Here is a 21,575-nt window from a genome sequence, read left to right as displayed (position 1 = left end):
CCCCCATGACGATCCGATGATGCTTGTATGACATGGGTCCGCTGACATCCCGCAGCCACGCCCCCATCCCCCTTGAGGAGCCTTCAATGCCCTGGCAACGCCTGTTCGAAGCCACTGCCCGCCTGCCTTCCAGCCAGCCGCTGGATGACTGGTACGGCGCCCTGCTCGACCGCCTGGGTGAGGTGACGCCCTTCGAACTGGCAGTGCTCGGCGGCAAGCTGTCCGCCACACCCGGGCTGGCGTTCCTCGCCGGTTACCAGGGCGCCCTGCGCCTGCTCTGGCCTTCCGCGCCGCAGAGCCTGGGCGCGCTGTGCGTGACCGAGAACCGCAGCGTACGCCCGGCCGACATGCAGACCCGCCTGACCGGCCTCAGCCTCGCCGGACGCAAGGACTTCGTCACCGCCGGAAATGCCGCCGACTGGCTGCTGGTGGCGGCCCGCGAAGAAGCCGACGGAGAATCGCCGCGCCTGGCCCTGACCGTGGTGCGCAACGGCGCCCCGGGTGTGCGCGTCGAGCAGCTCAAACCGCTGCCGCTGATGCCCGACGTCCCCCATGCACGCCTGCATCTGGAAGGCGCCCATTGCGAGCGTCTGGCCGGCGATGGCTGGGACGCCTACGTAAAGCCGTTCCGCAGTATCGAAGACCTCCACGTCCTCGCCGCACTGGTGGCCTGGCTGTACGGCGTGGGCCGCGACAACGCCTGGCCCCAGGACCTGCAATTGCGCCTGCTGGCGTTGCTCAGCGGCGCGGCGGACGTCTCCCGCCAATGCGCCACGGCACCGGCCATGCACCTCCTGCTAGCCGCCCTCTTCGCCCAGTTCAAGGCGATCAAGCCGGAACTGGACGCCGCCTTCGCTGGCGGACCGGAGGAATGGGCGAATCTCTGGAAACGCGACCAGGGCGTGCTGGAGATCGCCAGCGGACCGAGGGTCAAACGGCTGGAAAAGGCCCTGGCCACACTGGGCATAGCCTGACTTCCCGTAGGTTGTGGCAGAGCGCAGCGAAGCCCAACAAGCAACCGCGCGGGCCTTTCAAGTTGGGCTTCGCATAGCTCAGACCAACCTACAAAAGCCAATTCGCGATTGAAGCTGGCGGCGCTTGGTATGGCCTGACTTCCCGTAGGTTGTGGCAGAGCGCAGCGAAGCCCAACAAGCAGCCACGCGGACCTTTCAAGTTGGGCTTCGCATAGCTCAGCCCAACCTACAAAAGCCAGTTCGCGATTGAAGCTGGCGGCGCTGGCATGACCTGACTCCCCGTAGGTTGTGGCAGAGCGCAGCGAAGCCCAACAAGCAGCCATGCGGACCTTTCGAGTTGGGCTTCGCATAGCTCAGACCAACCTACGGTTTAAGCAGTCACCTATCTGGCTTGATCCAGGTCAGCACTCGTCCTTCAGAAATGCCTTACATCTGCGCGTCGCTTTTCCTACAGAGGTTTCCATGCGTCGCGAACCCATCGTGCTGTTCGACAACGGCACCCACCAATGCCTGATGTTCGACGATCTGGTCAGCGGCGACGGCGTGCAGTCCAACCAGTTCCTGATTACCGACAACGAGCAGTACCTGCTGCTGGACCCGGGCGGCGACCTGACCTACACACCGCTGTCGCTGGAACTGTCCAAGCACATTCCGGTGCAGGACCTGACCTACATCTTCGCCTCCCACCAGGACCCGGACATCATCGCCTCCCTGGACAAATGGCTGCTGCACACCCGCGCGAAGGTGATCTGCTCCAAGCTCTGGGCGCGCTTCCTGCCGCACCTGACCGCCAACTACCTGGCCATCAGCCACGGCATCTCCACCTACGACCGCATCATCGCCCTGCCCGACCGCGGCCAGTCCATCACCCTGGGCCGCTGCCAGCTGAAGGCGGTGCCTGCGCACTTCCTCCACTCGGTGGGCAATTTCCAGGTGTATGACCCGACCAGCCGCATCCTCTTTTCCGGCGACATGGGTGCATCGCTGGTGGAAGACGCCACGCCGGTGCGCGACTTCGTCAACCATGTGCCGAACATGGAAGGCTTCCATCGCCGCTACATGGCCAGCAACAAGGTCTGCCGACTCTGGGCCGCCATGGTGCGCGGCATGGACGTGGAGATGATCGTCCCGCAGCACGGCCGGCCCTTCGTCGGCAAGGAAATGATCAGCGCCTTCCTCTACTGGATCGAGAACCTGGAGTGCGGCATCGACCTCCTCGGGCCGGACGATTACCGGCTGCCACGCTGAACTGACGTAACGCGCCGAATAGCCCCACCAGCCGGCACGTTCGGCGCTATTTACCGTCACGCGGGCCGTGCTAGGTTGCGCCCTTCGATAAGCAGAAGAGGCCGACCAATGCCCCTCCCCCTCCTTCGCCCGCTGGCCTTGGCGCTCGGTCTTGTGGCCGGCATGGCCCAGGCTGAAACCTGGCCCGCCACGGACTGGCAACAAGGCCCCGCACCCAGCGGTGCCGCAGTCCAGGCCTTCGAGCGCTACGCCTTTCCCCAGCGCGATGACAATGAACGCAAGGGCGTGCGCTCCGACGCCGTGGTGGTGATCCGCGACGGCGAGCTTATCTACGAGCATTACGCCGGCCCCACCAGGGCCGAGACGCCGCACCTCACCTGGTCGGTGAGCAAGAGCTTGCTGGCCTCCGTGCTCGGCGTCGCCTATGGCGAAGGACGCTTCAAGCTGGACGAGCCGGTGGCGCGCTACTACCCGGCCTTCACCAGCCACGCCAGTGTCCGCCTCGATGACATCCTGCACTGGGCTTCCGGCCTCGCCTGGCAGGAGGACTACGAGTACGCGCCGCTGAAATCCTCGGTGGTGGCCATGCTCTACACCCGTGGTCGCGGCGACATGGCCGCCTTCGCCGCCGAGCACCCGCTGGATGCCGTGCCCGGCAAACGCTTCCGCTACTCCAGCGGAGACTCCAATGTGCTGTCCGCGGCCCTGCGCGGAATGGTGGGCGAGCAGGCCTACGCGGAATATCCCTGGACCGCCCTGTTCGAGCCTCTGGGCATCCGGTCAGCAGTGTGGGAAACCGATGCCGCCGGCACCTACGTCGGCTCTTCCTACACCTACCTCACCGCCCGTGACCTGGCCCGCGTCGGCCTGCTGATGCAGCGCGATGGCCGCTGGAACGAGCGCCAGTTGCTGCCATCGGACTGGGTCGCCTTCAATCGCAAGCCCTTCGCCAATTACCGACCCGACCCGGCCAAGCCGGGCGAAGCCGTGCCGGGTGGCCACTGGTGGTTGAACACCCAGGTGCAGGGCGCCACCAAGCCCTGGCCGGACGCCCCGGAAGACGCCTTTGCCGCCCTCGGCCACTGGGGCCAGGCACTCTACGTGCTGCCCAGCCAGAAGCTGGTGATCGTGCGCTACGCCGATGACCGCGACGACAGCTACCGCCACAACGACTTCCTCAAACTGGCCCTGTCCGCATTCGCTCTGGAGGTGCAGCCGTGATCGCCCGTCGCCCCGTGCTCAGCCTTCTCGTGCTGGCGCTCATCCTGTTGTCCGCCACGGCCTGGCAGAACCGCCAGCACCTGGCCGCCTTCCCCGGCATCATCAGCGCCTACACCGCCAAGGAGTACTGCTCCTGCCGCTACGTGATGGGCAACCCGGCCGACTACTGTCAGGGCTACGTGAAGCAGTACGTACCCACCAGCGCTTTCCTCGACGACGCCGAGCACAAGCGCGTAACCGCCAGCGGCCTGGGCCGCAGCAACACGGCGGCGTGGGTCGGCCCGCACCAGGGCTGCCGGTTGATGCCCGAGGCGGACAGCACGCTCTGAGGCTGTCACCCATAAAAGAAAAGCCCCCGAATCCGGGGGCTTTTTTGTTGAAGCACGGACCTCAGCGCGTATTGATCTGCTGCTGCAGGTTCTGCACCTGGCTCTGCAGGGTGCTGATGTTGCGGGTCATCTGTGCACGGAAGGCATCAAACTCGGCGGTGCTGGCGCCCTGGGAGGGTGCCGGGCGGTTGTCCAGCTCGCTACGCAGTACCAGCAGGTCCTGCTCCAGGCTCTTGATCGCCTGGTTCGGGTTGCCTTGTTTCTTCAGCGCTTCCACATCGCTGCCCAAACCCTTCAGACGGCTGTCGAGTTGAGCCATGTCGCCCTGGGCGGCCTTCAGCTTGACCTGCTCGGCAGCCAGACCATCGACCTTGCCATTCAACTGGCTGCCCAACTGGGCTGCGGCGCCCTGGGCGGTCTTGACGTCAGCGGACAGCTGATCGACGCGCTTGCCCTGGGTGCCCAGCTGGGCATTGGCGGCCTGCTGCTGCTTGGACAGCTCGATCACCTTGGCCTGAAGCTGCTTGAGCTGCAGCTTCACGGACTCGTTGCCGGTGGTGATGTTGGATTCGGTGGCGACCACCTTGCCGGAAATGTCCTGGATTCGGCCGGCGGCCTCTTCGCTGATACGGGCGAAACTTTCCTGGGTGGCGACCAATTGCTGCTCCATCAGGCTGATCTGCTGGAAGCTCCACCAGCCCAGGCCGCAGAGGGCGACGACCAGGGCAACCACCAGGGCCCAGAGCGGACCGGTGCTGGCGGCCTTGGGCGCCGGGGCGGGCGTGGTATAGCCATTGGTGTGACGGTGCAGCGGCTCGGCCGCCGGGTGATGGCCGAACTCGTCGCGATCACGGGCATCGGTGGTCAGGCTGGGAACATCATCCACTTCATCAAGAGCGTCATTGCGCATGGGGGGACCTTTGGAGAGAAACGCAGAACCGCGAATGGCCGGAAGTATACCGGTTCGCACGGCGGTCTTCAGCGTCGCGCCATGGCGGTGCGGGTTGCACCGCACGGGGGCGCCGCCCCTCGATTGACCACGCCAGAACCCCGCAGTTCCTGGCCTTCCGGCCTGGTACGGGGCTTGCTAGCCAGATGCCAGCCCCGCATGGGGCCATGCCAGGAAATCACCATCCGGAGCCGACCGCTCCGACCGGCTCCGGACTTTTCGCCAGGAAAGGACGGAGCACTCTTCGACCATGGGGGAAGAAGGAATGGAATTGACCAAGGCTGTGCTGGATTGCATGCAGACCCTGCGGCGCCAGCTGCGTGAAGAACAGGCTGTGGATATCCGCCTCAGCCAGCCCGACGCCATCCTGTCCATGCTCAATGCGTGCGCCGAATCCCATCGCGACGCCACCCGTGAGCTCGGTGAACATCTCAGCACCCTTACCGGCGTGCGCCTGAAGCCGGCGGTCCTCAGTGAGGAAGAACTGGTGCGCAAATACACCCAGTACGCCGGCCCGCTGCGTGGCTAAGGCTGCTGGGCGCCCCACCAGGCGCAGAACTCGTCCAGCGCCGTCCACACATTCACCCGCGGCTCGTACTCCAGGTATTGCCGGGCACGGCTGATGTCCAGGGAGAAGTCCTTGGCCATCACCGCCACGGCCAGCCGATAGAGCGACGGCTCTGGCCGGCCCGGCAAAATCCGGCAGACGGACTCGTTGAGCAGCGCGGCGCTGTAGGCCAGCCCATAGGGAACGTGGCGATTCACCTGCTGCACACCCAGCTTGCGAAACACATAGTTGATCACATCCCAGATCGGCACCGGCTGGCCATTGCTGATGTTGTAGACCTGTCCCAGCGCCGGGCCGGTGGCCAGCAGGCCGCTGAGCAGGGCGTCGTTGAGGTTCTGCACGCTGGTGAAATCGACCTTGTTCAGGCCGTTGCCGATGATCTTCAGGCGGCCCTTGCGCTGCATGGAGATCAGCCGGGGGAAGATGCTGGTGTCACCGGCGCCGGTGACGAAGCGCGGGCGGAAGGCGATGACTTCCAGACCGAACTCTTCGGCGGCGAAGACCTTCTGCTCGGCCAGGTACTTGGTGGCGCCGTAGTGGTCGGAGAAGCGCTTGGGTACCTGCTCTTCGCGAATGCCCACATGGGAGCGGCCGTCGAAGTAGACCGAGGGGGACGACAGGTGCACCAGGCGCCGCACCCGCTGCTTCAGGCAGGCTTCCACCACGTTCTCGGTGACCTGGACGTTGGCCTGGTGGAAGTGCTCGTACTTGCCCCACACGCCCACGGCTCCGGCGCAATGCACCACTGCATCGACGTCATCGCACAGGCCCAGCACCAGCTCCGGGTCCGACAGGTCGCCCTGGATGAATTCGGCACCGCGCTTGACCAGATGCTCCACGCCTTCCGGACGGCGGCCGTTCACCCGCACGTCGAGTCCCTGCTCCAGGGCGAAACGCGCGAAGCGTCCGCCGATGAACCCACTCGCCCCCGTCACCAGAATCTTCATCTATGGTCCCCTGCCATGCGTCGTGATGCCCGCGACTCTAGCAGCCCGGGCACCAGCCAGGTGTGGCGTCGCGAGCCAATAGAACGACTCTGAACGCAATCCCCTTCCATCGTTCCCGCCCGAACGAACGCCATGGGCTACCTTTGTCTGCGAATCCACCGCCAAGGAACCGCGCAGTGAACACGAAGACCTGGATGATCTATGGCGCCTACGGCTACACCGGCCAACTGGTGGCCGAGCACGCCCTGCAACAAGGCCTGACGCCAATCCTCGCCGGTCGCGACCCGGCCCGGCTGGAAGCCCTGGGCAGCCGCCTCGGCCTGCCGACCCGGGTTTTCGACCTGGACGACCCGGCCCACGCCGCCGAGCGCCTGGAAGGCGTCTCTGTGGTCGCCCACTGCGCCGGCCCCTTCTCCGCCACCAGCACGCCGATGATCCAGGCCTGCCTCGCCAGCGGCGCGCATTACCTGGACATCACCGGCGAAATCACGGTGTTCGCCCTCGCCCATGCCCAGGACGCGGCGGCGCGCAAAGCCGGCATCGTGATCTGCCCGGGCGCAGGCTTCGACGTCATTCCCACCGACTGTGTGGCGGCCTGCCTCAAGACCGCCCTGCCCGACGCCACGCACCTGGCGCTCGGCTTCGACTCCGACAGCGGGTTGTCCCCTGGCACCGCCAAGACCAGCATCGAGGGGCTGGCCCTGGGCGGCCAGGTACGGGAGAACGGCCGGTTGCGTCCGGTACCGCTGGGGCACCGTCGCCGCGAAATCGACTTCGGCCGTGGCGCGAAATCTGCCGTGACCATTCCCTGGGGCGACGTGGCCACAGCCTTCTATTCCACCAGCATTCCAAATATTGAGGTCTACCTGCCGGCCCCGGCCGCCGTGGCATTGGGCATGCGCCTGATCGACCCGCTGCGCGGCCTGCTGGCCGGCGACTGGCTGCAGGCCAGGTTGAAGGGGCTGGTGACCCGGAACGTCGCGGGGCCGGACGAAACCACCCGCCTGCGTCGTCCCACCTGGGTCTGGGGCGAGGTGCGCAACGCCGCCGGGGAGCGCCGCGTCGCGCACCTGGAAACCGCCAACGGCTACCAGGTGACGGTGCATGGCGTTCTCCATACGGTGCGCCATCTGCTGGATTACCAGGGCGAAGGCGGCTATTTCACGCCTTCGCGGCTGATGGGGGAGCGCTGCGTGGAGCAGTTGCCGGGTTCCGGCTCCATCCGCATTAGCTGAACATCCAGGGCGCACGCACCGCTGTCATTGCGAGGACAAGGGCACCAGCCAACGGCTCGCTGCGGCCGCCAGATGGTCGGTGAGCAGGCCGAGCAGCTCGCCGCCGTGGCGCCAGTGGTGCCAATAGAGGGGCACATCGATGGGGCGGTCAGGAATCAGTTCCTGCAACTCGCCCCGTGCCAATTGCGCTCCCACTTGCTGCTCGGGCACCAGTCCCCAACCCAATCCACCTTCGGCCAGGCGCACGAAGCCCTCGGAAGAGGGGCACAGGTGATGGACGAAACCACCCTCCACACCCAGCGCCGCCAGGTAGCGATGCTGCAGCAAGTCATCCGGGCCGAAGACGATGGCCGGTGAGCGGGCCAGAGCCTGGGGCGTCACCCCCTTGGGGAAATGCCGTTCGATGAAGGCCGGGCTGGCCAGCGCGCGATAGCGCATGGCGCCCAACGGCAGGCTGCGTGCCCCGGCCACCGGGCGCTCGGCGGCGCAGACACAGGCCGCGACCTCGCCGGCGCGCATGCGCTTGAGTCCCACCTCCTGGTCTTCCATCACCAATTCCATCAGCACCCGTTGCTCGGCGCAGAAGTCCCCCACGGCGACAGCCCACCAGGTGGCCAGGCTGTCAGCATTGAGGGCGATGCGCAGACGTTCCGGCAAGCCGCCTTCTTCCAGGGCTGGTACCTGGCGTTGCAGGTCGCGCTCCAGCAGGCGGACCTGCTGCACGTGGTTGAGCAGACGGGTGCCCACCTCGGTGGGAGCCGGCGGCGCGGCACGCACCAATACCGGCTGGCCAACCCGCGCCTCCAGCAATTTGATGCGCTGCGACACCGCGGACTGCGACAGCCCCAGCAACTGGGCCGCGCGCTCGAAACCACCCTGCTCCACCACGGCCGCCAAGGCGGATAGCAACTTGTAGTCGAACAAATCAGTTTTCCTAATGAGAGATCAGCAAGATTCGTTTTCCTTATACATTGCCGCGCCCCAGACTCGCCACATCCCAACCGTCGTATTGAAGGAAGCACCATGGCCGGCGAAACCGCTCTCTCCACCCTGATCCGCAACATGTCGCCGCAACTGAACCCCGGCCAGTTCGTGTTCTGCACCCTGGACGACGCCGCCCGCCTGCAAGGCAGCGTGCCGCTGGGCAGCTTCCGCGAACAGGAAGGGCTGACGGTGATCCTCGAACGCGACGAGGCCGATCGCCTGAATCTCTCCTACGACTACACCGCCGCCTGGATCACCCTCCAGGTGCATTCGTCCCTCAGCGCCGTCGGCCTGACCGCCGCCTTCGCCGCCGCGCTGGCCCAGGCCGGCGTGAGCTGCAACGTGGTGGCCGGTTATTTCCACGATCACCTGTTCGTCGCCAGCGAAGACGCCGAGCGCGCCGTATCCACCCTGCGGGCCCTTGCGGCCAACGCCCAGCCGGAGTGAACGCCATGTGGCAGAGCTATCTGAACGGCCTGTTGGTGGCCGCTGGCCTGATCATCGCCATCGGTGCCCAGAACGCCTTCGTCCTGGCCCAGAGCCTGCGCCGCGAGCACCACCTGCCCGTGGCCGCCCTGTGCGTACTGTGTGATGCGCTGCTGGTCAGCGCCGGTGTCTTCGGCCTGGCGACCCTGCTGGCGCAGAATCCCCTGTTGCTCGCCATTGCACGCTGGGGCGGCGTGGCTTTCCTGCTCTGGTACGGCGTACAGGCGCTGCGCCGCGCCATCAGCCCCAGCGTCCTCGACCAATCCAGCGAGGCCGGCCCTCGCTCGCGCCGCGCCGTGCTGCTGGCGGCCCTGGCGGTAACCCTGCTAAACCCCCACGTCTACCTCGACACCGTGCTGCTGATCGGCTCCCTCGGTGCGCAGCAAACGGCGCCCGGTGCCTATGCCCTGGGCGCGGCCAGTGCCTCGCTGGTGTGGTTCTTCGCCCTGGCCCTCGGCGCCGCCTGGCTCGCACCCTGGCTGGCAAGGCCGGCCACCTGGCGCCTGCTCGACCTGGCGGTGGCGATGATGATGTTCGGCATGGCCGCACAATTGGTGAACGGTATCTGAGCCTGGAAGGTCCAGATGGGATAGGCGTGCCAGAGCCGCCGGCCACGGCTTAACCACACACTTGCTGCGTGGTTAAGCCCTATGCCCGGTGCTATGATCCGGACTTCGCGGCAAGAATGAGTACGAACTCGCAGCCGCATTCTCGGCCGACCGTGAACGGCCCCGCGCCTTGCGCAAAAATCCCGACCTGATGAAGGAGATAGACATGGCTTTCGAATTGCCGCCGCTGCCCTACGAGAAAAACGCCCTCGAGCCGCACCTGTCCGCCGAGACCCTGGAATTCCACCACGGCAAGCACCACAACGCCTACGTGGTAAACCTGAACAACCTGGTTCCGGGCACCGAGTACGAAGGCAAGAGCCTGGAAGACATCATCAAGACCTCTTCCGGCGGCATCTTCAACAACGCAGCCCAGATCTGGAACCACACCTTCTACTGGAACTGCCTGAGCCCGAACGGCGGTGGTCAGCCCACCGGCGCCCTGGCTGACGCCATCAACGCCGCTTTCGGTTCCTTCGACAAGTTCAAGGAAGAGTTCAGCAAGACCTCCATCGGCACCTTCGGTTCCGGCTGGGGCTGGCTGGTGAAGAAGGCTGACGGCTCCCTGGCCCTGGCCAGCACCATCGGCGCCGGTTGCCCGCTGACCAGCGGCGACACCCCGCTGCTGACCTGCGACGTATGGGAACACGCCTACTACATCGACTACCGCAACCTGCGTCCGAAGTACGTAGAGGCCTTCTGGAACCTGGTCAACTGGGACTTCGTAGCCAAGAACTACGCTGCCTGAGACCCGCTCCAGCGGTAAGAGAAACCCGGCCATTCGCCGGGTTTCTTCATTTTTGTGCGTCATTCGTCGTCTTGTTGCGGTACAAGGGAAAAATTGTCGGACACCCCCTCAAGCTCGGACCTGTTCGCACCGACATAAAGACGAGGGGGAATTGAATGCGGCGACCGCGTCAGTGGGTCGGCGTATTGAATAGTGGCATTCGCGTACTGGCCCTTTGACGGCCAGGGCCTGTTTGCCAATACTCACACCCGTCTGACGCCTGGCGGCATCGAACAAGGAATTTTCATTTGAAGCTGGATCTCAAACACAGCTTGTCACTGAAGCTGCTGCGCGTGGTGCTGCTGTCCGCACTGGTAGTCGGTGTGGTGCTGAGCTGCGCGCAGATCGTGTTCGATGTCTACAAGACGCGGCAGGCGGTTTCCAATGACGCCAACCGGATCCTTGGCATGTTCCGCGACCCTTCCACCCAGGCGGTCTACAGCCTGGATCGCGAGATGGGCATGCAGGTGATCGAGGGCCTGTTCCAGCACGAATCGGTCCGCCACGCCTCCATCGGCCACCCCAACGAACCCATGCTGGCGGAGAAGGACCGGCCGCTGATGGAGCTGTCGACCCGCTGGCTGACCGACCCCATCCTCGGCAAGGAACAGACCTTCACCACCCAACTGGTCGGCCGCAGCCCCTACAGCGAGTACTACGGCGACCTCAGCATCACCCTCGACACCGCCCCCTACGGCGAAGACTTCGTCACCAGCTCGGTGATCATCTTCATCTCCGGCGTACTGCGCGCCCTGGCCATGGGCCTGGTGCTCTACCTCGTGTACCACTGGCTGCTGACCAAGCCGCTGTCGAAGATCATCGAGCACCTCTCCAGCATCAATCCCGACCGCCCTAGCGAACACAAGCTGCCCATGCTCAAGGGCAACGAAAGAAACGAACTGGGCCTGTGGATAAATACCGCCAACGACCTGCTGGCCTCCATCGAACGCAACACCCACCTGCGCCGCGAAGCCGAGAACAGCCTGCTGCGCATGGCCCAGTACGACTTCCTCACCGGCCTGCCCAACCGCCAGCAACTGCAGCAGCAGCTCGACCAGATCCTCGAAGACGCCGGCCGCCTGCAGCGGCGCGTGGCCGTACTCTGCGTGGGCCTGGATGACTTCAAGGGCGTCAACGAACAGTTCAGCTACCAGACCGGCGACCAACTGCTGATCGCCCTGGCCGACCGCCTGCGCGGCCACAGCGGCCGTCTCGGCGCCCTGGCGCGCCTGGGTGGCGACCAGTTCGCCCTGGTCCAGGCCGATATCGAGCAGCCGTACGAGGCCGCCGAACTGGCCCAGAGCGTGCTGGACGATCTCGAAGTGCCCTTCTCCCTGGAGCAGCAGGAAGTACGCCTGCGCGCCACCATCGGCATCACCCTCTTCCCCGAGGATGGCGACAGCACCGAGAAGCTGTTGCAGAAAGCCGAGCAGACCATGACCCTGGCCAAGAGCCGCTCGCGCAACCGCTACCAGTTCTACATCGCCAGCGTCGACAGCGAGATGCGCCGCCGCCGCGAACTGGAAAAGGACCTGCGCGAAGCCCTCAACCGTGGCGAGATGCACCTGGTCTACCAACCCCAGGTGGACTACCGCGACCACCGCGTCGTGGGCGTCGAAGCCCTGCTGCGCTGGCAGCATCCGCAGCACGGTTTCGTGCCGCCGGACCTGTTCATCCCGCTGGCCGAGCAGAACGGTTCGATCATTCCCATCGGCGAATGGGTGCTGGACCAGGCCTGCCGCCAACTGCGCGAATGGCACGACCAGGGTTTCTCCGAACTGCGCATGGCCATCAACCTGTCCACCGTGCAGCTGCACCACGCCGAACTGCCGCGGGTGGTGAACAACCTGCTGCAGGTCTACCGCCTGCCGCAACGCAGTCTGGAGATGGAAGTCACCGAAACGGGCCTGATGGAAGACATTTCCACCGCCGCCCAGCACCTGCTCAGCCTGCGCCGCTCCGGCGCGCTGATCGCGATCGACGACTTCGGTACCGGCTATTCGTCGCTGAGCTACCTGAAGAGCCTGCCGCTGGACAAGATCAAGATCGACAAGAGCTTCGTGCAGGACGTGCTGGAAGACGAGGACGACGCCACCATCGTCCGCGCCATCATCCAGTTGGCGCGCAACCTGGGCATGCAGGTAATCGCGGAAGGTGTGGAAACCGCCGAGCAGGAGGCCTACATCATCGCCCAGGGCTGCAACGAGGGTCAGGGCTACCTCTACAGCAAGCCCCTGCCCGCCCGCGAACTCACCCTCTACCTCAAGCAGGCCCGGCGCCTGACCAACGCGGCCTCCAACCCGGCGACGCTCTAGCGGGCTCTACCCAGCCTACCGGACGGCGCCTTTATGGCTTTCGTAGGATGCGGTAGAGCGAAGCGAAACCCATCGAGTGGACAGCGGCTCACATGAGCCCAGTCACTCTCAGCACATAGACCGTCGCCACCGCCCCGGCCACGCAAAACACCGCGCCAAACAGCGCCTGCCAGCGGAACTGCCGCGCCAGCACGTCTTCGCCATGACTGGAGAGCAGGAAGGGCTGGGATTCCTTGGGACGGCGCATGTGGTTCATCGCCGGCGCCGCACTGGTACGGCGATGCCGGTCTTCGGCCTCCAGCTGTGCGGCCAGGCGCACGCGGCCCCATTCCGCCTCGTCCAGCTGCCCATCGCCATTGCTGTCGAAGCGCGTCAGCAGGCCGGTGAAGTCGCCCTTCCATTCGCGAATCACGGCGCCCTGGGCGGCGTTCAGATCCAGCCCCTGACGGCCTCCACCGCTGGTGTGGAAGTCACCAATGGCATAGAGCGGCTCCCCGGTGTGCAGGCGTTCTTCGGTGTAGCGGTATTCGCCGCTACCGATCCACGAGCCCAGCCCGCTCCTGACCAGCCCACGAGGATGACGTGAAGTCCCCTTCCAGACCTCGCGGGAGGAAGGACGCACCTCGGCGCCGCGTGGATCGATCAGGCATTCGCCGGTGGCATCGGCCAGGCGCAGCCAGGCATCGCTGACACCGCTGTCCACCACCCGCCAGGTCTTGCTCTTGCCGCTCTCGCTGTATTCCTCGATCCGATAGCGCCACCACAGGCAAGGCTTGCCCGTCAGCGGTGCGCTGAGCTGGCCGTCCCCCTGCTCGTGCAGGACGCCGTACAGCTCCACGTAGCCCTGGGCGGCGGAGCGGATCTTCGAAGTCGGGGTATCCAGCAGCATTCGCGCCTGCGACAGGCGGCGCAGGCACCACCAGCCGCCACCGGCGAAAGCGCCAAGGCTGAACCCCAGGCTGATGGCCAGCCCGGCGACATCCACCGCCATGTCAGCCGAACAGGCTCTTGAGGTCGACGTCGGCCTTTTCAGCCTCGCTGAACTCCAGCAACTCGGCGGCCTTGAAGCCGAACAGGCCGGCGATGATCACGTCCGGGAACTGCTCGATGCGCACGTTGTTGAGGTTCACCGCCTCGTTGTACAGCTCGCGGCGGTCGGCGATGCCGTTCTCCAGGCCACTGATGCGCTGCTGGAGGAACTGGAAGCTTTCGTTGGCCTTCAACTGCGGGTAGTTCTCCGCCAGGGCGAAGAGTTGCCCAAGGCCGGCGCGCAGGCCGCTTTCGGCCTGGCCAAGGGCACCGATATCGCCCTTCTCGCGGGCGCTGGCTACCGCATTGCGCGCAGCGATCACCCGCTCCAGGGTGGTGCGCTCGTGCTGCATGTACTGCTTGCAGGTCTCCACCAGCTTGGGCAGCTCGTCATGGCGCTGCTTGAGCAGCACCTCGATGTTCGACCAGGCCTTGCCGACACCGTGCTTGAGACGCACCAGCGCGTTGTAGAGGATCACCGCATAGGCGGCGACGAGTAGCAGAACCACGATCAGGGCGACGCTGGTCAGACTCATGCAGGCTTCTCCTTCAGGCTGCGGGTCATGGGGGCTGCAGCGATTCTAATGGTGTTTGGCCAAGGATGCGGAGACCCCGTACTCAGCTGTTGCAAAACGCCCGACAACAGCCTTTCCAAAAATGAAAATCTTTCGCATTATGTTGCGGTTTTCATTTGCGCAACTTCACATTGCCATCACCCAGAAGCAAAGGACCTCGCCCATGATTCGTAAGCCCCTGGCAGCCGCCAGCCTGCTCGCCATCGCTATCGCCCTCGCCGGTTGCGGTGAAGACAAGAAAGAAGCTGCAGCACCGCAAGCCGCCGCCCCGGCCGCCACCAGCACTGCCGCAGCCCCGGCTGCAACCGCCAAGGTCGACGAGGCCGAAGCCAAGAAGGTCGTTGCCCACTACGCCGACCTCGCCCTGGCCGTATTCACCGACGCCCACACCACCGGTGTGAACCTGCAGAAGGCCGTTGACGCCTTCCTCGCCAAGCCCGATGCCGACACCCTGAAAGCCGCCCGCGAAGCCTGGCTGGCCGCCCGCGTGCCCTACATGCAGACCGAAGTGTTCCGCTTCGGCAACCCGGTGGTCGACGACTGGGAAGGCCAACTGAACGCCTGGCCGCTGGACGAAGGCCTGATCGACTACGTCGCCACTGACTACCAGCACGCCCTGGGCAACCCCGGCGCCACCGCCAACATCATCGCCAACACCACCATCCAGGTTGGCGAAGACAAGATCGACGTCACCGAGATCACCGGTGAGAAGCTGGCCAGCCTGAACGAGCTGGGCGGTTCCGAAGCCAACGTCGCCACCGGCTACCACGCCATCGAATTCCTCCTCTGGGGCCAGGACCTGAACGGCACCGGCCCGGGCGCCGGCAACCGTCCCGCCACCGACTACGTGGTCGGCGAAGGCGCCACCGGCGGCAATACCGAGCGTCGTCGCGCGTACCTGAAGGCCGCGACCGACCTGCTGGTTTCCGACCTGGAATACATGGTCGGCCAGTGGAAAGCGGGCGTTGCCGACAACTACCGCGCCAAGCTGGAAGCCGAACCGGCCGAGTCCGGCCTGCGCAAGATGCTCTTCGGCATGGGCAGCCTGTCCCTCGGCGAACTGGCCGGCGAACGCATGAAGGTCGCCCTGGAAGCCAACTCCACCGAAGACGAGCACGACTGCTTCAGCGACAACACCCACAACTCGCACTTCTACAACGGCAAGGGCATCCGCAACGTCTACCTGGGCGAGTACAAGAAGGTCGACGGCACCACCCTGACCGGCCCAAGCCTGTCCTCCCTGGTCGCCAAGGTCGACGCCCAGACCGACACCACCGTGAAGGCCGACCTGGAAGCCACCGAAGGCAAGCTGCAAGCCCTGGTGGACAGCGCCAACAAGGGCGTGCACTTCGACCAGCTGATCGCCGCCGACAACACCGCCGGCCAGCAACTGGTACGTGACGCCATCGCCTCCCTGGTCAAGCAGACCGGCGCCATCGAAGAAGCCGCCGGCAAGCTCGGCATCACCGACCTGAAGCCGGACAACGCCGATCACCAGTTCTGATCGACGCGTTAGCAAGCAAGAAGCGGATGCGGCCCAGTGCCGCATCCGCTTTTTTGTTTCCAGCTGGTGGGCCGCTTTCCTGTGGGGGCGAATTCATTCGCTAAGGGGCGCGCAGCGCCCCCAATAGGGCTTCTGAGCAGGCCTGCGGCCTGCATAGCGAATGAATTCGCCCCCACAATAATCCCCCATAGGCCTTGGCTTCAGCGTGTAAGCCAAACGCAAATCCCTCTTATTCAGAGCCCCCAGTCCTGATAAGCTTGCCCGCCTGTTTCTCGCCGACCGGACCCCGCCAATGCTCGCTCCACCGGCCCTTCGCCGCCTGTCGCCCCTGCTGCTGGCCCTCAGTCTCAGTGCATGTGACGACGCTCCGCGGTTTACCCAGGCCGCGCCCGGCGAACAGCTCTCCGGCGGCGCCGCGACGGTGCGCCAGTTCGACCACAACGCCTTCTCCATGCCCTCGGCCAACCTGACGCCTTCGCGCCGGCTGGATTTCAGCGTGGGCAACAGCTTCTTCCGTAACCCCTGGGTGATTGCCCCGGCCACCACCACGGCGCGCGACGGCCTGGGCCCCCTGTTCAACACCAACGCCTGCCAGAACTGCCACGTGAAGGACGGCCGTGGCCATCCTCCGGCTCCGGGTGCGAACAATTCGGTGTCCATGCTGGTGCGCCTGTCGATCCCCGCCGACGCCTCGGTGGCCCACACGCAGCAGCTGGAACGCCTGGGTGTGGTGCCGGAGCCGGTGTACGGCGGCCAGTTGCAGGACGTTTCGATTCCCGGTGTCGAGCCCGAGGGCAAGGTGCGGGTCAGCTACGACAGCGTGCCGGTGACCTTCGCCGACGGCACCACCGTCGAGCTGCGCAAACCGCGCCTGGAAATCACCCGGCTCGGCTACGGCCCGATGCACCCTGACACCCTGTTTTCCGCACGGGTCGCCCCGCCGATGATCGGGCTCGGCCTGCTGGAGGCGATTCCGGAATCCGCGATCCTCGCCAATGCCGACCCGGACGACCGCGATGGCGACGGTATCCGCGGCCGCGCCAACCAGGTCTGGGACGACGTAGCCGGCAAGACGGTGCTCGGCCGCTTCGGCTGGAAGGCCGGACAGCCGAACCTGAACCAACAGAATTTTCACGCCTTCTCTGGTGATATGGGCCTGACCACCACTTCCCTGCCGAAGGATGACTGCACGGCGGCGCAGACCGCTTGCAAGGCTGCGGTGAATGGTGGCGAGCCGGAAGTCAGCGACAACATCCTGTCCCTCGTGCTGTTCTACACCCGCAACCTGGCCGTGCCGGCCCGACGCGAGGTGGGCGCCGCACAGGTGCTGGATGGCAAGGGCCTGTTCCGCCAGGCCGGTTGCCAGTCCTGCCATACCCCGAGTTTCACCACCGCGGCCAGTGCCGCCGAACCCGAGCTGGCCAACCAGGTGATCCGTCCCTACAGCGACCTGCTGCTCCACGACATGGGAGAAGGCCTGGCCGATGGCCGCGCCGAGTTCCAGGCCGGCGGCCGCGACTGGCGCACCCCGCCGCTGTGGGGCATCGGCCTGACCGAAGCGGTGAGCGGACACACCCAGTTCCTGCACGATGGCCGTGCGCGCAACCTGCTGGAAGCCATTCTCTGGCACGGCGGTGAAGCCGAAGCGGCGAAGCAGAAAGTCTTGAATTACAACGCCGAGCAGCGTGCTGCGCTGCTGGCTTTCCTGAATTCCCTATAAGGAGCCACGCATGTTCCGCCCCAAACTGCTGTTCACCAGCCTCGCCGCACTGGCCCTCGGCGCCTGCGCCCCGCAGGACCAGCAGGCGCAGACCGCGGCCGCCCTAGCCAAGGAAGTGATTCTGCCCACCTACAGCCGTTGGGTCGAAGCAGACCGCCAGCTCGCCGCCAGTGCCCTCGCCTTCTGCTCCGGCAAGGAAGACCTGGCCAAGGCACGTGCCGACTTCCTGGTTGCACAGAAAGCCTGGGCCGAGCTGCAGCCGCTGATGGTGGGCCCGCTGGCCGAAGGCAACCGCGCGTGGCAGGTGCAGTTCTGGCCGGACAAGAAGAACCTGGTCGGTCGTCAGGTAGAGCAGCTGGTCAAGGCGCAGCCGAGCATCGACGCCACCGCCCTGGCCAAGGCCAGTGTGGTCGTGCAGGGCCTGTCCGCTTACGAGTACATCCTCTTCGACAGCAACCTGGACATGGCCGACAACGCCCAGAAGGAGCGCTACTGCCCGCTGCTGCAGGCCATCGGTGAACGCCAGAAGACCCTCGCCGAGGAAATCCTTGCACGCTGGAACAGCAAGGACGGCATGCTCGACCAGCTGAGCAAGTTCCCCAACCAGCGCTACGCCGACTCCCACGAAGCCATCTCCGAGCTGCTGCGCGTCCAGGTCACCGCCCTGGATACCCTGAAGAAGAAGCTCGGCACCCCGCTGGGCCGCCAGACCAAGGGCCTGCCCCAGCCGATGCAGGCCGAAGCCTGGCGCAGCGAAACCTCTCTTTCCAACATCTCCGCCTCCCTGGCCAGCGCCGAGTCCCTCTGGCTGGGCGTCGACAAGCACGGCATCCGCAGCCTGCTGGGCGATGACCAGAAGGCCCTGGCGGAGAAGATCGACGCCGGTTACAGCGAGGCCCGTGGCAAGCTCGACGCCCTCAAGCAGCCCCTGGGCGAGCTGCTGGCCCGCGAAGAAGGCCGCAAGCAGGTCAACGACTTCTACGACAGCCTGGATCGCGTCCAGCGCCTGCACTCCGGCGAACTGGCCAAGGCCCTGGGCGTGCAGCTCGGCTTCAACGCCAACGACGGTGACTGAGATGCTCCGGCGCCAGGTACTCACCCTCGCCAGCCTGCTGCTCGGTGCCGTCGGCCTGGGCGGCTGGACCCTGAGCCGCAAGGGCGATTCGCCCCTGCTGCTCTCCGCCCGCGACGACGCCGACGGCCACCATTACGCGGTCGGCTACCGCCTGGACGGCACGCAGGTGTTCGCCACCCGCGTCGCCCAGCGCTGCCATGACATCGTCGAACACCCCAGCGAGCCGGTAGCGCTCTTCGTCGCCCGCCGTCCGGGTACCGAGAGCTACCTGGTGGACCTGCGCGACGGCCGCCTGCTGCAGACGCTGGTTTCGCAGAAGGATCGCCACTTCTACGGCCATGGCGTCTGGCATCGCGGCGGCGAATGGCTCTACGCCACCGAGAACGACACCACCGATCCGGGCCGGGGCATGCTCGGCCGCTATCGCTTCGAAGGCGGCCAGCTGATCCACGACGGCGAGCTTTCCACCCACGGCCTGGGCCCGCACCAGGTGTCCTGGATGCCCGACGGCGAAACCCTGGTGGTGGCCAACGGCGGTATCCGCACCGAAGCGGAAAGCCGGGTGGAGATGAACCTCGATGCCATGGAGCCAAGCCTGGTGCTGATGCGCCGCGACGGCAGCCTGCTATCGAAGGAAACCCTGCCGCAACAGATGAACAGCATCCGCCACCTGGCCATCGGCGCCAACGGCACCATCGTCGCCGGCCAGCAATACATGGGTGATGCCACCGACCACGCCGACCTGCTCGCCATCAAGCGTCCCGGCCAGCCCTTCCAGCCCTTCCCGCTGGAGGACGAGCAACGCCTGGCGATGGTCCAGTACACCGCCAGCGTCGCCATCCATGACGAACTGCGCCTGGTGGCCCTGACCGCGCCACGGGGCAACCGTTTCTTCATCTGGGACCTGGACAGCGGCGCCGTGCGCCTGGACGCGCCCCTGCCGGACTGCGCCGGCGTTGGCGCGGTGAAGGACGGCTTCGTCGTCACCTCCGGCCAAGGCCGCTGCCGCCTGTACGACTGCCGTGGCGAACAGTTCAGCGCCACGCCGCTGCAACTGCCGGCCAGCTTCTGGGACAACCACCTGCACCTGGCCTGACTCACCGTTGTACTTGTAGGAGCGAGCTTGCTCGCGAACAGTCCGAGCACAGTCTTCGCGAGCAAGCTCGCTCCTACAGAGTCCCCACGTGAAAGCCCCGCCACACCTGGTCTCCTGGCACTTTCGTACCCCACATATTCCCTGTTTGCGCCCTTCAGCGGCACCTCTCCGTGCCGACTAAGTGAATGCCTGCCCGACGTGCCCCAACGCGCCCTTCCGGCGATCGCACAACTGCAACATTCGTCTGGTAAAGAGCCCACATCTCCTTTCCTATTCCAAGAGGCGCAACACCATGTCTCTGCGACGCTCCCTGCGTGGCCAGATCCTCACCCTGCTGGGCGGCAGCCTGCTTTTGCTGCTACTGACCGCCCTGGCCTGTTTCCACTTCCTTTCCGGCGGCATCCAGTCCTATCGCGGGCTGGTGGACGGCACGCTGGAAGCATCAAGCCTTGTGGATGAGGCCAACCTCGAATTCAAGGTGCAGGTCCAGGAGTGGAAGAACGTGCTCCTGCGTGGCAAGGACCAGGAGCACCTGAACAAGTACTGGAGCCAGTTCGAAGGCCAGGAAGCCAAGGTCCAGGCCGTGCTCGGCAAGCTGGTGGACAAGGCCCAGGGCATGGGCGACAGCGTCCTCAGGAGCAAGGTGGAGAGCCTGCGCAGCGAACACCGCAACCTCGGCGTCGCCTACCGCAAGGGCCGTGACGTGTTCATCGCCGCGGGCGCCGACCCGGTGGGCGGGGACAACGCGGTCAAGGGTATCGACCGTGCCGCCAGCGAGCAGATGAGCGCCCTGGTGGCCGAGCTGCACGCCCGTGGCAACCAGCAGTCCGACGCCATCAGCACCAGCGCCGACAGCACCGTCAACCTCGGCATCGTGGTCATGCTGCTGTCGAGCCTCGGCATCGGCCTGTTCAGTTTGTGGCTGATCAATCGCAACCTGATTGCGCCCATCACCTCGCTGATCGACTACATCGCCCAGCTCAGCCAGGGCAACTTCGGGCAGCGCGTGGAAGCCACCCGCGAAGACGAGCTCGGCCGCCTGGCCCGTGCCGCCAACACCCTGCGGGACTTCCTCGCCGACACCTTCAACCGCCTCAAGCAGAGCACCGACCAACTGGACAACGCGAGCGGCGAACTCCACGCCATCGCCAGCCTGATGGCCGAGGGCACCCGCGAGCAGTTCTCCCGCACCGACCAGGTAGCGACCGCCATGCACGAGATGTCGGCCACCGCCCAGGAAGTCGCGCGCCATGCCGCCGAAGCCGCCGGCGCCGCAGACCAGGCCGATCATTCGGCGCAGCAGGGTGGCGCGGTGATGCAGGCGACCATCCACAGCATCACCGGCATGCGCGGCGAGATCGCCAACACCGCCGAAGTGATCCGCCGCCTGGAAAGCGACAGCGGCCGCATCGGCAAGGTGCTGGAAGTGATTCGCGGCATCGCCGAGCAGACCAACCTGCTGGCCCTGAACGCCGCCATCGAAGCCGCCCGCGCGGGCGATCAGGGCCGCGGCTTCGCCGTGGTCGCCGACGAAGTCCGCACCCTGGCCCAGCGCACCGCCGAATCCACCGCCGAGATCCACCAGATCATCGACACCGTGCAGACCGGCGCCCTCAACGCCGTGCGCGCCATCGAGAGCGGCCAGACCCGCAGCGAGGAAAGCGTCGCCCAGGTCACCGAGGCCGGCGCCATGCTTCAGCGCATCACCGATGCGGTGGAAGCGATCCGCGACATGAACCGGCAGATCGCCACGGCGGCGGAGGAGCAGACCTCCGTGGCCGAGGACATCTCGCGCAACCTCACCGAGATCACCGCCATCGCCACCACCAACGAGGGCAACGTGCAGCGCACCCAGGGCGCCAGCCAGCACCTGCATGGCCTTTCCGGCGACCTCAACCAGCTCACCGCCCGCCTCCACGCCTGAT

20 protein-coding genes are annotated in these 21,575 nt (G+C 65.8%); 15 read left to right on the top strand and 5 right to left on the bottom strand.

Annotation, left to right across the window (positions count from 1 at the left end):
- Positions 1 to 86 precede the first annotated feature (86 nt).
- From E8F06_RS13405 to E8F06_RS13390, 4 genes are all read left to right on the top strand, one after another.
- A complete protein-coding gene (locus E8F06_RS13405) occupies positions 87 to 974 on the top strand; it encodes an acyl-CoA dehydrogenase family protein (RefSeq protein ID WP_280367907.1) in 888 nt (295 codons plus the stop codon).
- Positions 975 to 1,436: 462 nt separating this feature from the next.
- A complete protein-coding gene (locus E8F06_RS13400; protein WP_280367905.1) occupies positions 1,437 to 2,222 on the top strand; it encodes an MBL fold metallo-hydrolase in 786 nt (261 codons plus the stop codon).
- Between the two features lie 108 nt (positions 2,223 to 2,330).
- Positions 2,331 to 3,443, top strand: coding sequence for a serine hydrolase (locus E8F06_RS13395; protein ID WP_280367902.1), 1,113 nt, complete (start codon positions 2,331 to 2,333; stop codon positions 3,441 to 3,443).
- Complete coding sequence (locus E8F06_RS13390) at positions 3,440 to 3,772, top strand: amidase (protein ID WP_280367900.1); 333 nt, start codon at positions 3,440 to 3,442, stop codon at positions 3,770 to 3,772. The genes E8F06_RS13395 and E8F06_RS13390 overlap by 4 nt, the downstream gene beginning before the upstream one ends.
- A 61-nt stretch (positions 3,773 to 3,833) precedes the next feature.
- Here the strand turns inward: E8F06_RS13390 and E8F06_RS13385 are convergent, their stop codons facing one another.
- Positions 3,834 to 4,682, bottom strand: coding sequence for an ATPase (locus tag E8F06_RS13385; protein ID WP_280367897.1), 849 nt, complete (start codon positions 4,680 to 4,682; stop codon positions 3,834 to 3,836).
- 304 nt (positions 4,683 to 4,986) lie between these two features.
- On the opposite strand from E8F06_RS13385, the gene E8F06_RS13380 reads away from it, so the two are divergent.
- A complete protein-coding gene (locus E8F06_RS13380; protein WP_280367894.1) occupies positions 4,987 to 5,250 on the top strand; it encodes a hypothetical protein in 264 nt (87 codons plus the stop codon).
- On the opposite strand, the gene E8F06_RS13375 is transcribed toward E8F06_RS13380, so the two are convergent.
- Positions 5,247 to 6,236 carry an NAD-dependent epimerase/dehydratase family protein gene (locus E8F06_RS13375; protein ID WP_280367892.1) on the bottom strand — a complete coding sequence of 330 codons (990 nt, stop codon included), beginning with the start codon at positions 6,234 to 6,236 and terminating at the stop codon, positions 5,247 to 5,249. The two genes, E8F06_RS13380 and E8F06_RS13375, sit on opposite strands and share 4 nt — an antisense overlap.
- 194 nt (positions 6,237 to 6,430) lie before the next feature.
- Between E8F06_RS13375 and E8F06_RS13370 the strand changes: the two genes are divergently transcribed.
- Positions 6,431 to 7,471, top strand: coding sequence for a saccharopine dehydrogenase NADP-binding domain-containing protein (locus E8F06_RS13370; protein ID WP_280368569.1), 1,041 nt, complete (start codon positions 6,431 to 6,433; stop codon positions 7,469 to 7,471).
- A 24-nt stretch (positions 7,472 to 7,495) separates the two neighbouring features.
- Here E8F06_RS13370 and E8F06_RS13365 read toward each other — a convergent pair whose 3' ends face one another.
- Positions 7,496 to 8,395 carry a LysR family transcriptional regulator ArgP gene (locus E8F06_RS13365; RefSeq protein ID WP_280367891.1) on the bottom strand — a complete coding sequence of 300 codons (900 nt, stop codon included), beginning with the start codon at positions 8,393 to 8,395 and terminating at the stop codon, positions 7,496 to 7,498.
- A 99-nt stretch (positions 8,396 to 8,494) separates the two neighbouring features.
- Between E8F06_RS13365 and E8F06_RS13360 the strand changes: the two genes are divergently transcribed.
- The 4 genes from E8F06_RS13360 to E8F06_RS13345 all read left to right on the top strand — a co-directional run bounded on the left by E8F06_RS13360 (position 8,495) and on the right by E8F06_RS13345 (position 12,651).
- On the top strand, positions 8,495 to 8,902 hold the full coding sequence (locus E8F06_RS13360) for an ACT domain-containing protein (RefSeq protein WP_280367889.1): 408 nt from the start codon (positions 8,495 to 8,497) through the stop codon (positions 8,900 to 8,902).
- Positions 8,903 to 8,907: 5 nt separating this feature from the next.
- The gene (locus E8F06_RS13355; protein WP_280367887.1) at positions 8,908 to 9,510 is read left to right on the top strand and encodes a LysE/ArgO family amino acid transporter; all 603 of its coding nucleotides are present in this window, start codon (positions 8,908 to 8,910) and stop codon (positions 9,508 to 9,510) included.
- Between the two features lie 205 nt (positions 9,511 to 9,715).
- The gene (locus E8F06_RS13350; protein WP_190830849.1) at positions 9,716 to 10,297 is read left to right on the top strand and encodes a Fe-Mn family superoxide dismutase; all 582 of its coding nucleotides are present in this window, start codon (positions 9,716 to 9,718) and stop codon (positions 10,295 to 10,297) included.
- Positions 10,298 to 10,584: 287 nt separating this feature from the next.
- Positions 10,585 to 12,651: a GGDEF domain-containing phosphodiesterase gene (locus E8F06_RS13345; RefSeq protein ID WP_280367884.1), complete on the top strand. Its 2,067-nt coding sequence runs from the start codon at positions 10,585 to 10,587 to the stop codon at positions 12,649 to 12,651.
- A gap of 88 nt (positions 12,652 to 12,739) precedes the next feature.
- On the opposite strand, the gene E8F06_RS13340 is transcribed toward E8F06_RS13345, so the two are convergent.
- Together E8F06_RS13340 and E8F06_RS13335 are read right to left on the bottom strand one after the other, a co-directional pair.
- The gene (locus tag E8F06_RS13340) at positions 12,740 to 13,642 is read right to left on the bottom strand and encodes a GIDE domain-containing protein (protein ID WP_280367881.1); all 903 of its coding nucleotides are present in this window, start codon (positions 13,640 to 13,642) and stop codon (positions 12,740 to 12,742) included.
- A 1-nt stretch (position 13,643) separates the two neighbouring features.
- Positions 13,644 to 14,216 (bottom strand): LemA family protein, encoded by a 573-nt coding sequence (locus tag E8F06_RS13335; RefSeq protein ID WP_151136621.1) that lies wholly within the window; start codon positions 14,214 to 14,216, stop codon positions 13,644 to 13,646.
- 202 nt (positions 14,217 to 14,418) lie between these two features.
- Between E8F06_RS13335 and E8F06_RS13330 the strand changes: the two genes are divergently transcribed.
- The 5 genes from E8F06_RS13330 to E8F06_RS13310 all read left to right on the top strand — a co-directional run bounded on the left by E8F06_RS13330 (position 14,419) and on the right by E8F06_RS13310 (position 21,574).
- Positions 14,419 to 15,759, top strand: coding sequence for an imelysin family protein (locus tag E8F06_RS13330; protein WP_280367879.1), 1,341 nt, complete (start codon positions 14,419 to 14,421; stop codon positions 15,757 to 15,759).
- 292 nt (positions 15,760 to 16,051) lie between these two features.
- The gene (locus E8F06_RS13325; RefSeq protein WP_280367878.1) at positions 16,052 to 17,479 is read left to right on the top strand and encodes a di-heme oxidoredictase family protein; all 1,428 of its coding nucleotides are present in this window, start codon (positions 16,052 to 16,054) and stop codon (positions 17,477 to 17,479) included.
- A gap of 10 nt (positions 17,480 to 17,489) precedes the next feature.
- Entirely contained in the window at positions 17,490 to 18,554 is a 1,065-nt protein-coding gene (locus E8F06_RS13320; RefSeq protein WP_280367876.1) for an imelysin family protein, read from the top strand.
- 1 nt (position 18,555) lies between these two features.
- A complete protein-coding gene (locus E8F06_RS13315; protein ID WP_280367874.1) occupies positions 18,556 to 19,650 on the top strand; it encodes a DUF1513 domain-containing protein in 1,095 nt (364 codons plus the stop codon).
- A gap of 292 nt (positions 19,651 to 19,942) precedes the next feature.
- Positions 19,943 to 21,574, top strand: a complete 1,632-nt coding sequence (locus E8F06_RS13310; protein ID WP_280367872.1) for a methyl-accepting chemotaxis protein — start codon at positions 19,943 to 19,945, stop codon at positions 21,572 to 21,574.
- The last annotated feature ends 1 nt before the right edge of the window (position 21,575 follow it).

The organism is Pseudomonas sp. BN411 (assembly GCF_029871235.1).
Classification (GTDB): Bacteria; Pseudomonadota; Gammaproteobacteria; order Pseudomonadales; family Pseudomonadaceae; genus Metapseudomonas.
This window is presented reverse-complemented; position numbering and strand designations above follow the sequence as displayed.

Bases quoted from the DNA above. Each gene is read 5' to 3' on its own strand.
- E8F06_RS13405 (WP_280367907.1), top strand. From the start codon at position 87: ATGCCCTGGCAACGCCTGTTCGAAGCCACTGCCCGCCTGCCTTCCAGC.
- E8F06_RS13400 (WP_280367905.1), top strand. From the start codon at position 1,437: ATGCGTCGCGAACCCATCGTGCTGTTCGACAACGGCACCCACCAATGC.
- E8F06_RS13395 (WP_280367902.1), top strand. From the start codon at position 2,331: ATGCCCCTCCCCCTCCTTCGCCCGCTGGCCTTGGCGCTCGGTCTTGTG.
- E8F06_RS13385 (WP_280367897.1), bottom strand. From the start codon at position 4,682: ATGCGCAATGACGCTCTTGATGAAGTGGATGATGTTCCCAGCCTGACC.
- E8F06_RS13380 (WP_280367894.1), top strand. From the start codon at position 4,987: ATGGAATTGACCAAGGCTGTGCTGGATTGCATGCAGACCCTGCGGCGC.
- E8F06_RS13375 (WP_280367892.1), bottom strand. From the start codon at position 6,236: ATGAAGATTCTGGTGACGGGGGCGAGTGGGTTCATCGGCGGACGCTTC.
- E8F06_RS13370 (WP_280368569.1), top strand. From the start codon at position 6,431: ATGATCTATGGCGCCTACGGCTACACCGGCCAACTGGTGGCCGAGCAC.
- E8F06_RS13360 (WP_280367889.1), top strand. From the start codon at position 8,495: ATGGCCGGCGAAACCGCTCTCTCCACCCTGATCCGCAACATGTCGCCG.
- E8F06_RS13355 (WP_280367887.1), top strand. From the start codon at position 8,908: ATGTGGCAGAGCTATCTGAACGGCCTGTTGGTGGCCGCTGGCCTGATC.
- E8F06_RS13350 (WP_190830849.1), top strand. From the start codon at position 9,716: ATGGCTTTCGAATTGCCGCCGCTGCCCTACGAGAAAAACGCCCTCGAG.
- E8F06_RS13340 (WP_280367881.1), bottom strand. From the start codon at position 13,642: ATGGCGGTGGATGTCGCCGGGCTGGCCATCAGCCTGGGGTTCAGCCTT.
- E8F06_RS13335 (WP_151136621.1), bottom strand. From the start codon at position 14,216: ATGAGTCTGACCAGCGTCGCCCTGATCGTGGTTCTGCTACTCGTCGCC.
- E8F06_RS13330 (WP_280367879.1), top strand. From the start codon at position 14,419: ATGATTCGTAAGCCCCTGGCAGCCGCCAGCCTGCTCGCCATCGCTATC.
- E8F06_RS13325 (WP_280367878.1), top strand. From the start codon at position 16,052: ATGCTCGCTCCACCGGCCCTTCGCCGCCTGTCGCCCCTGCTGCTGGCC.
- E8F06_RS13320 (WP_280367876.1), top strand. From the start codon at position 17,490: ATGTTCCGCCCCAAACTGCTGTTCACCAGCCTCGCCGCACTGGCCCTC.
- E8F06_RS13315 (WP_280367874.1), top strand. From the start codon at position 18,556: ATGCTCCGGCGCCAGGTACTCACCCTCGCCAGCCTGCTGCTCGGTGCC.
- E8F06_RS13310 (WP_280367872.1), top strand. From the start codon at position 19,943: ATGTCTCTGCGACGCTCCCTGCGTGGCCAGATCCTCACCCTGCTGGGC.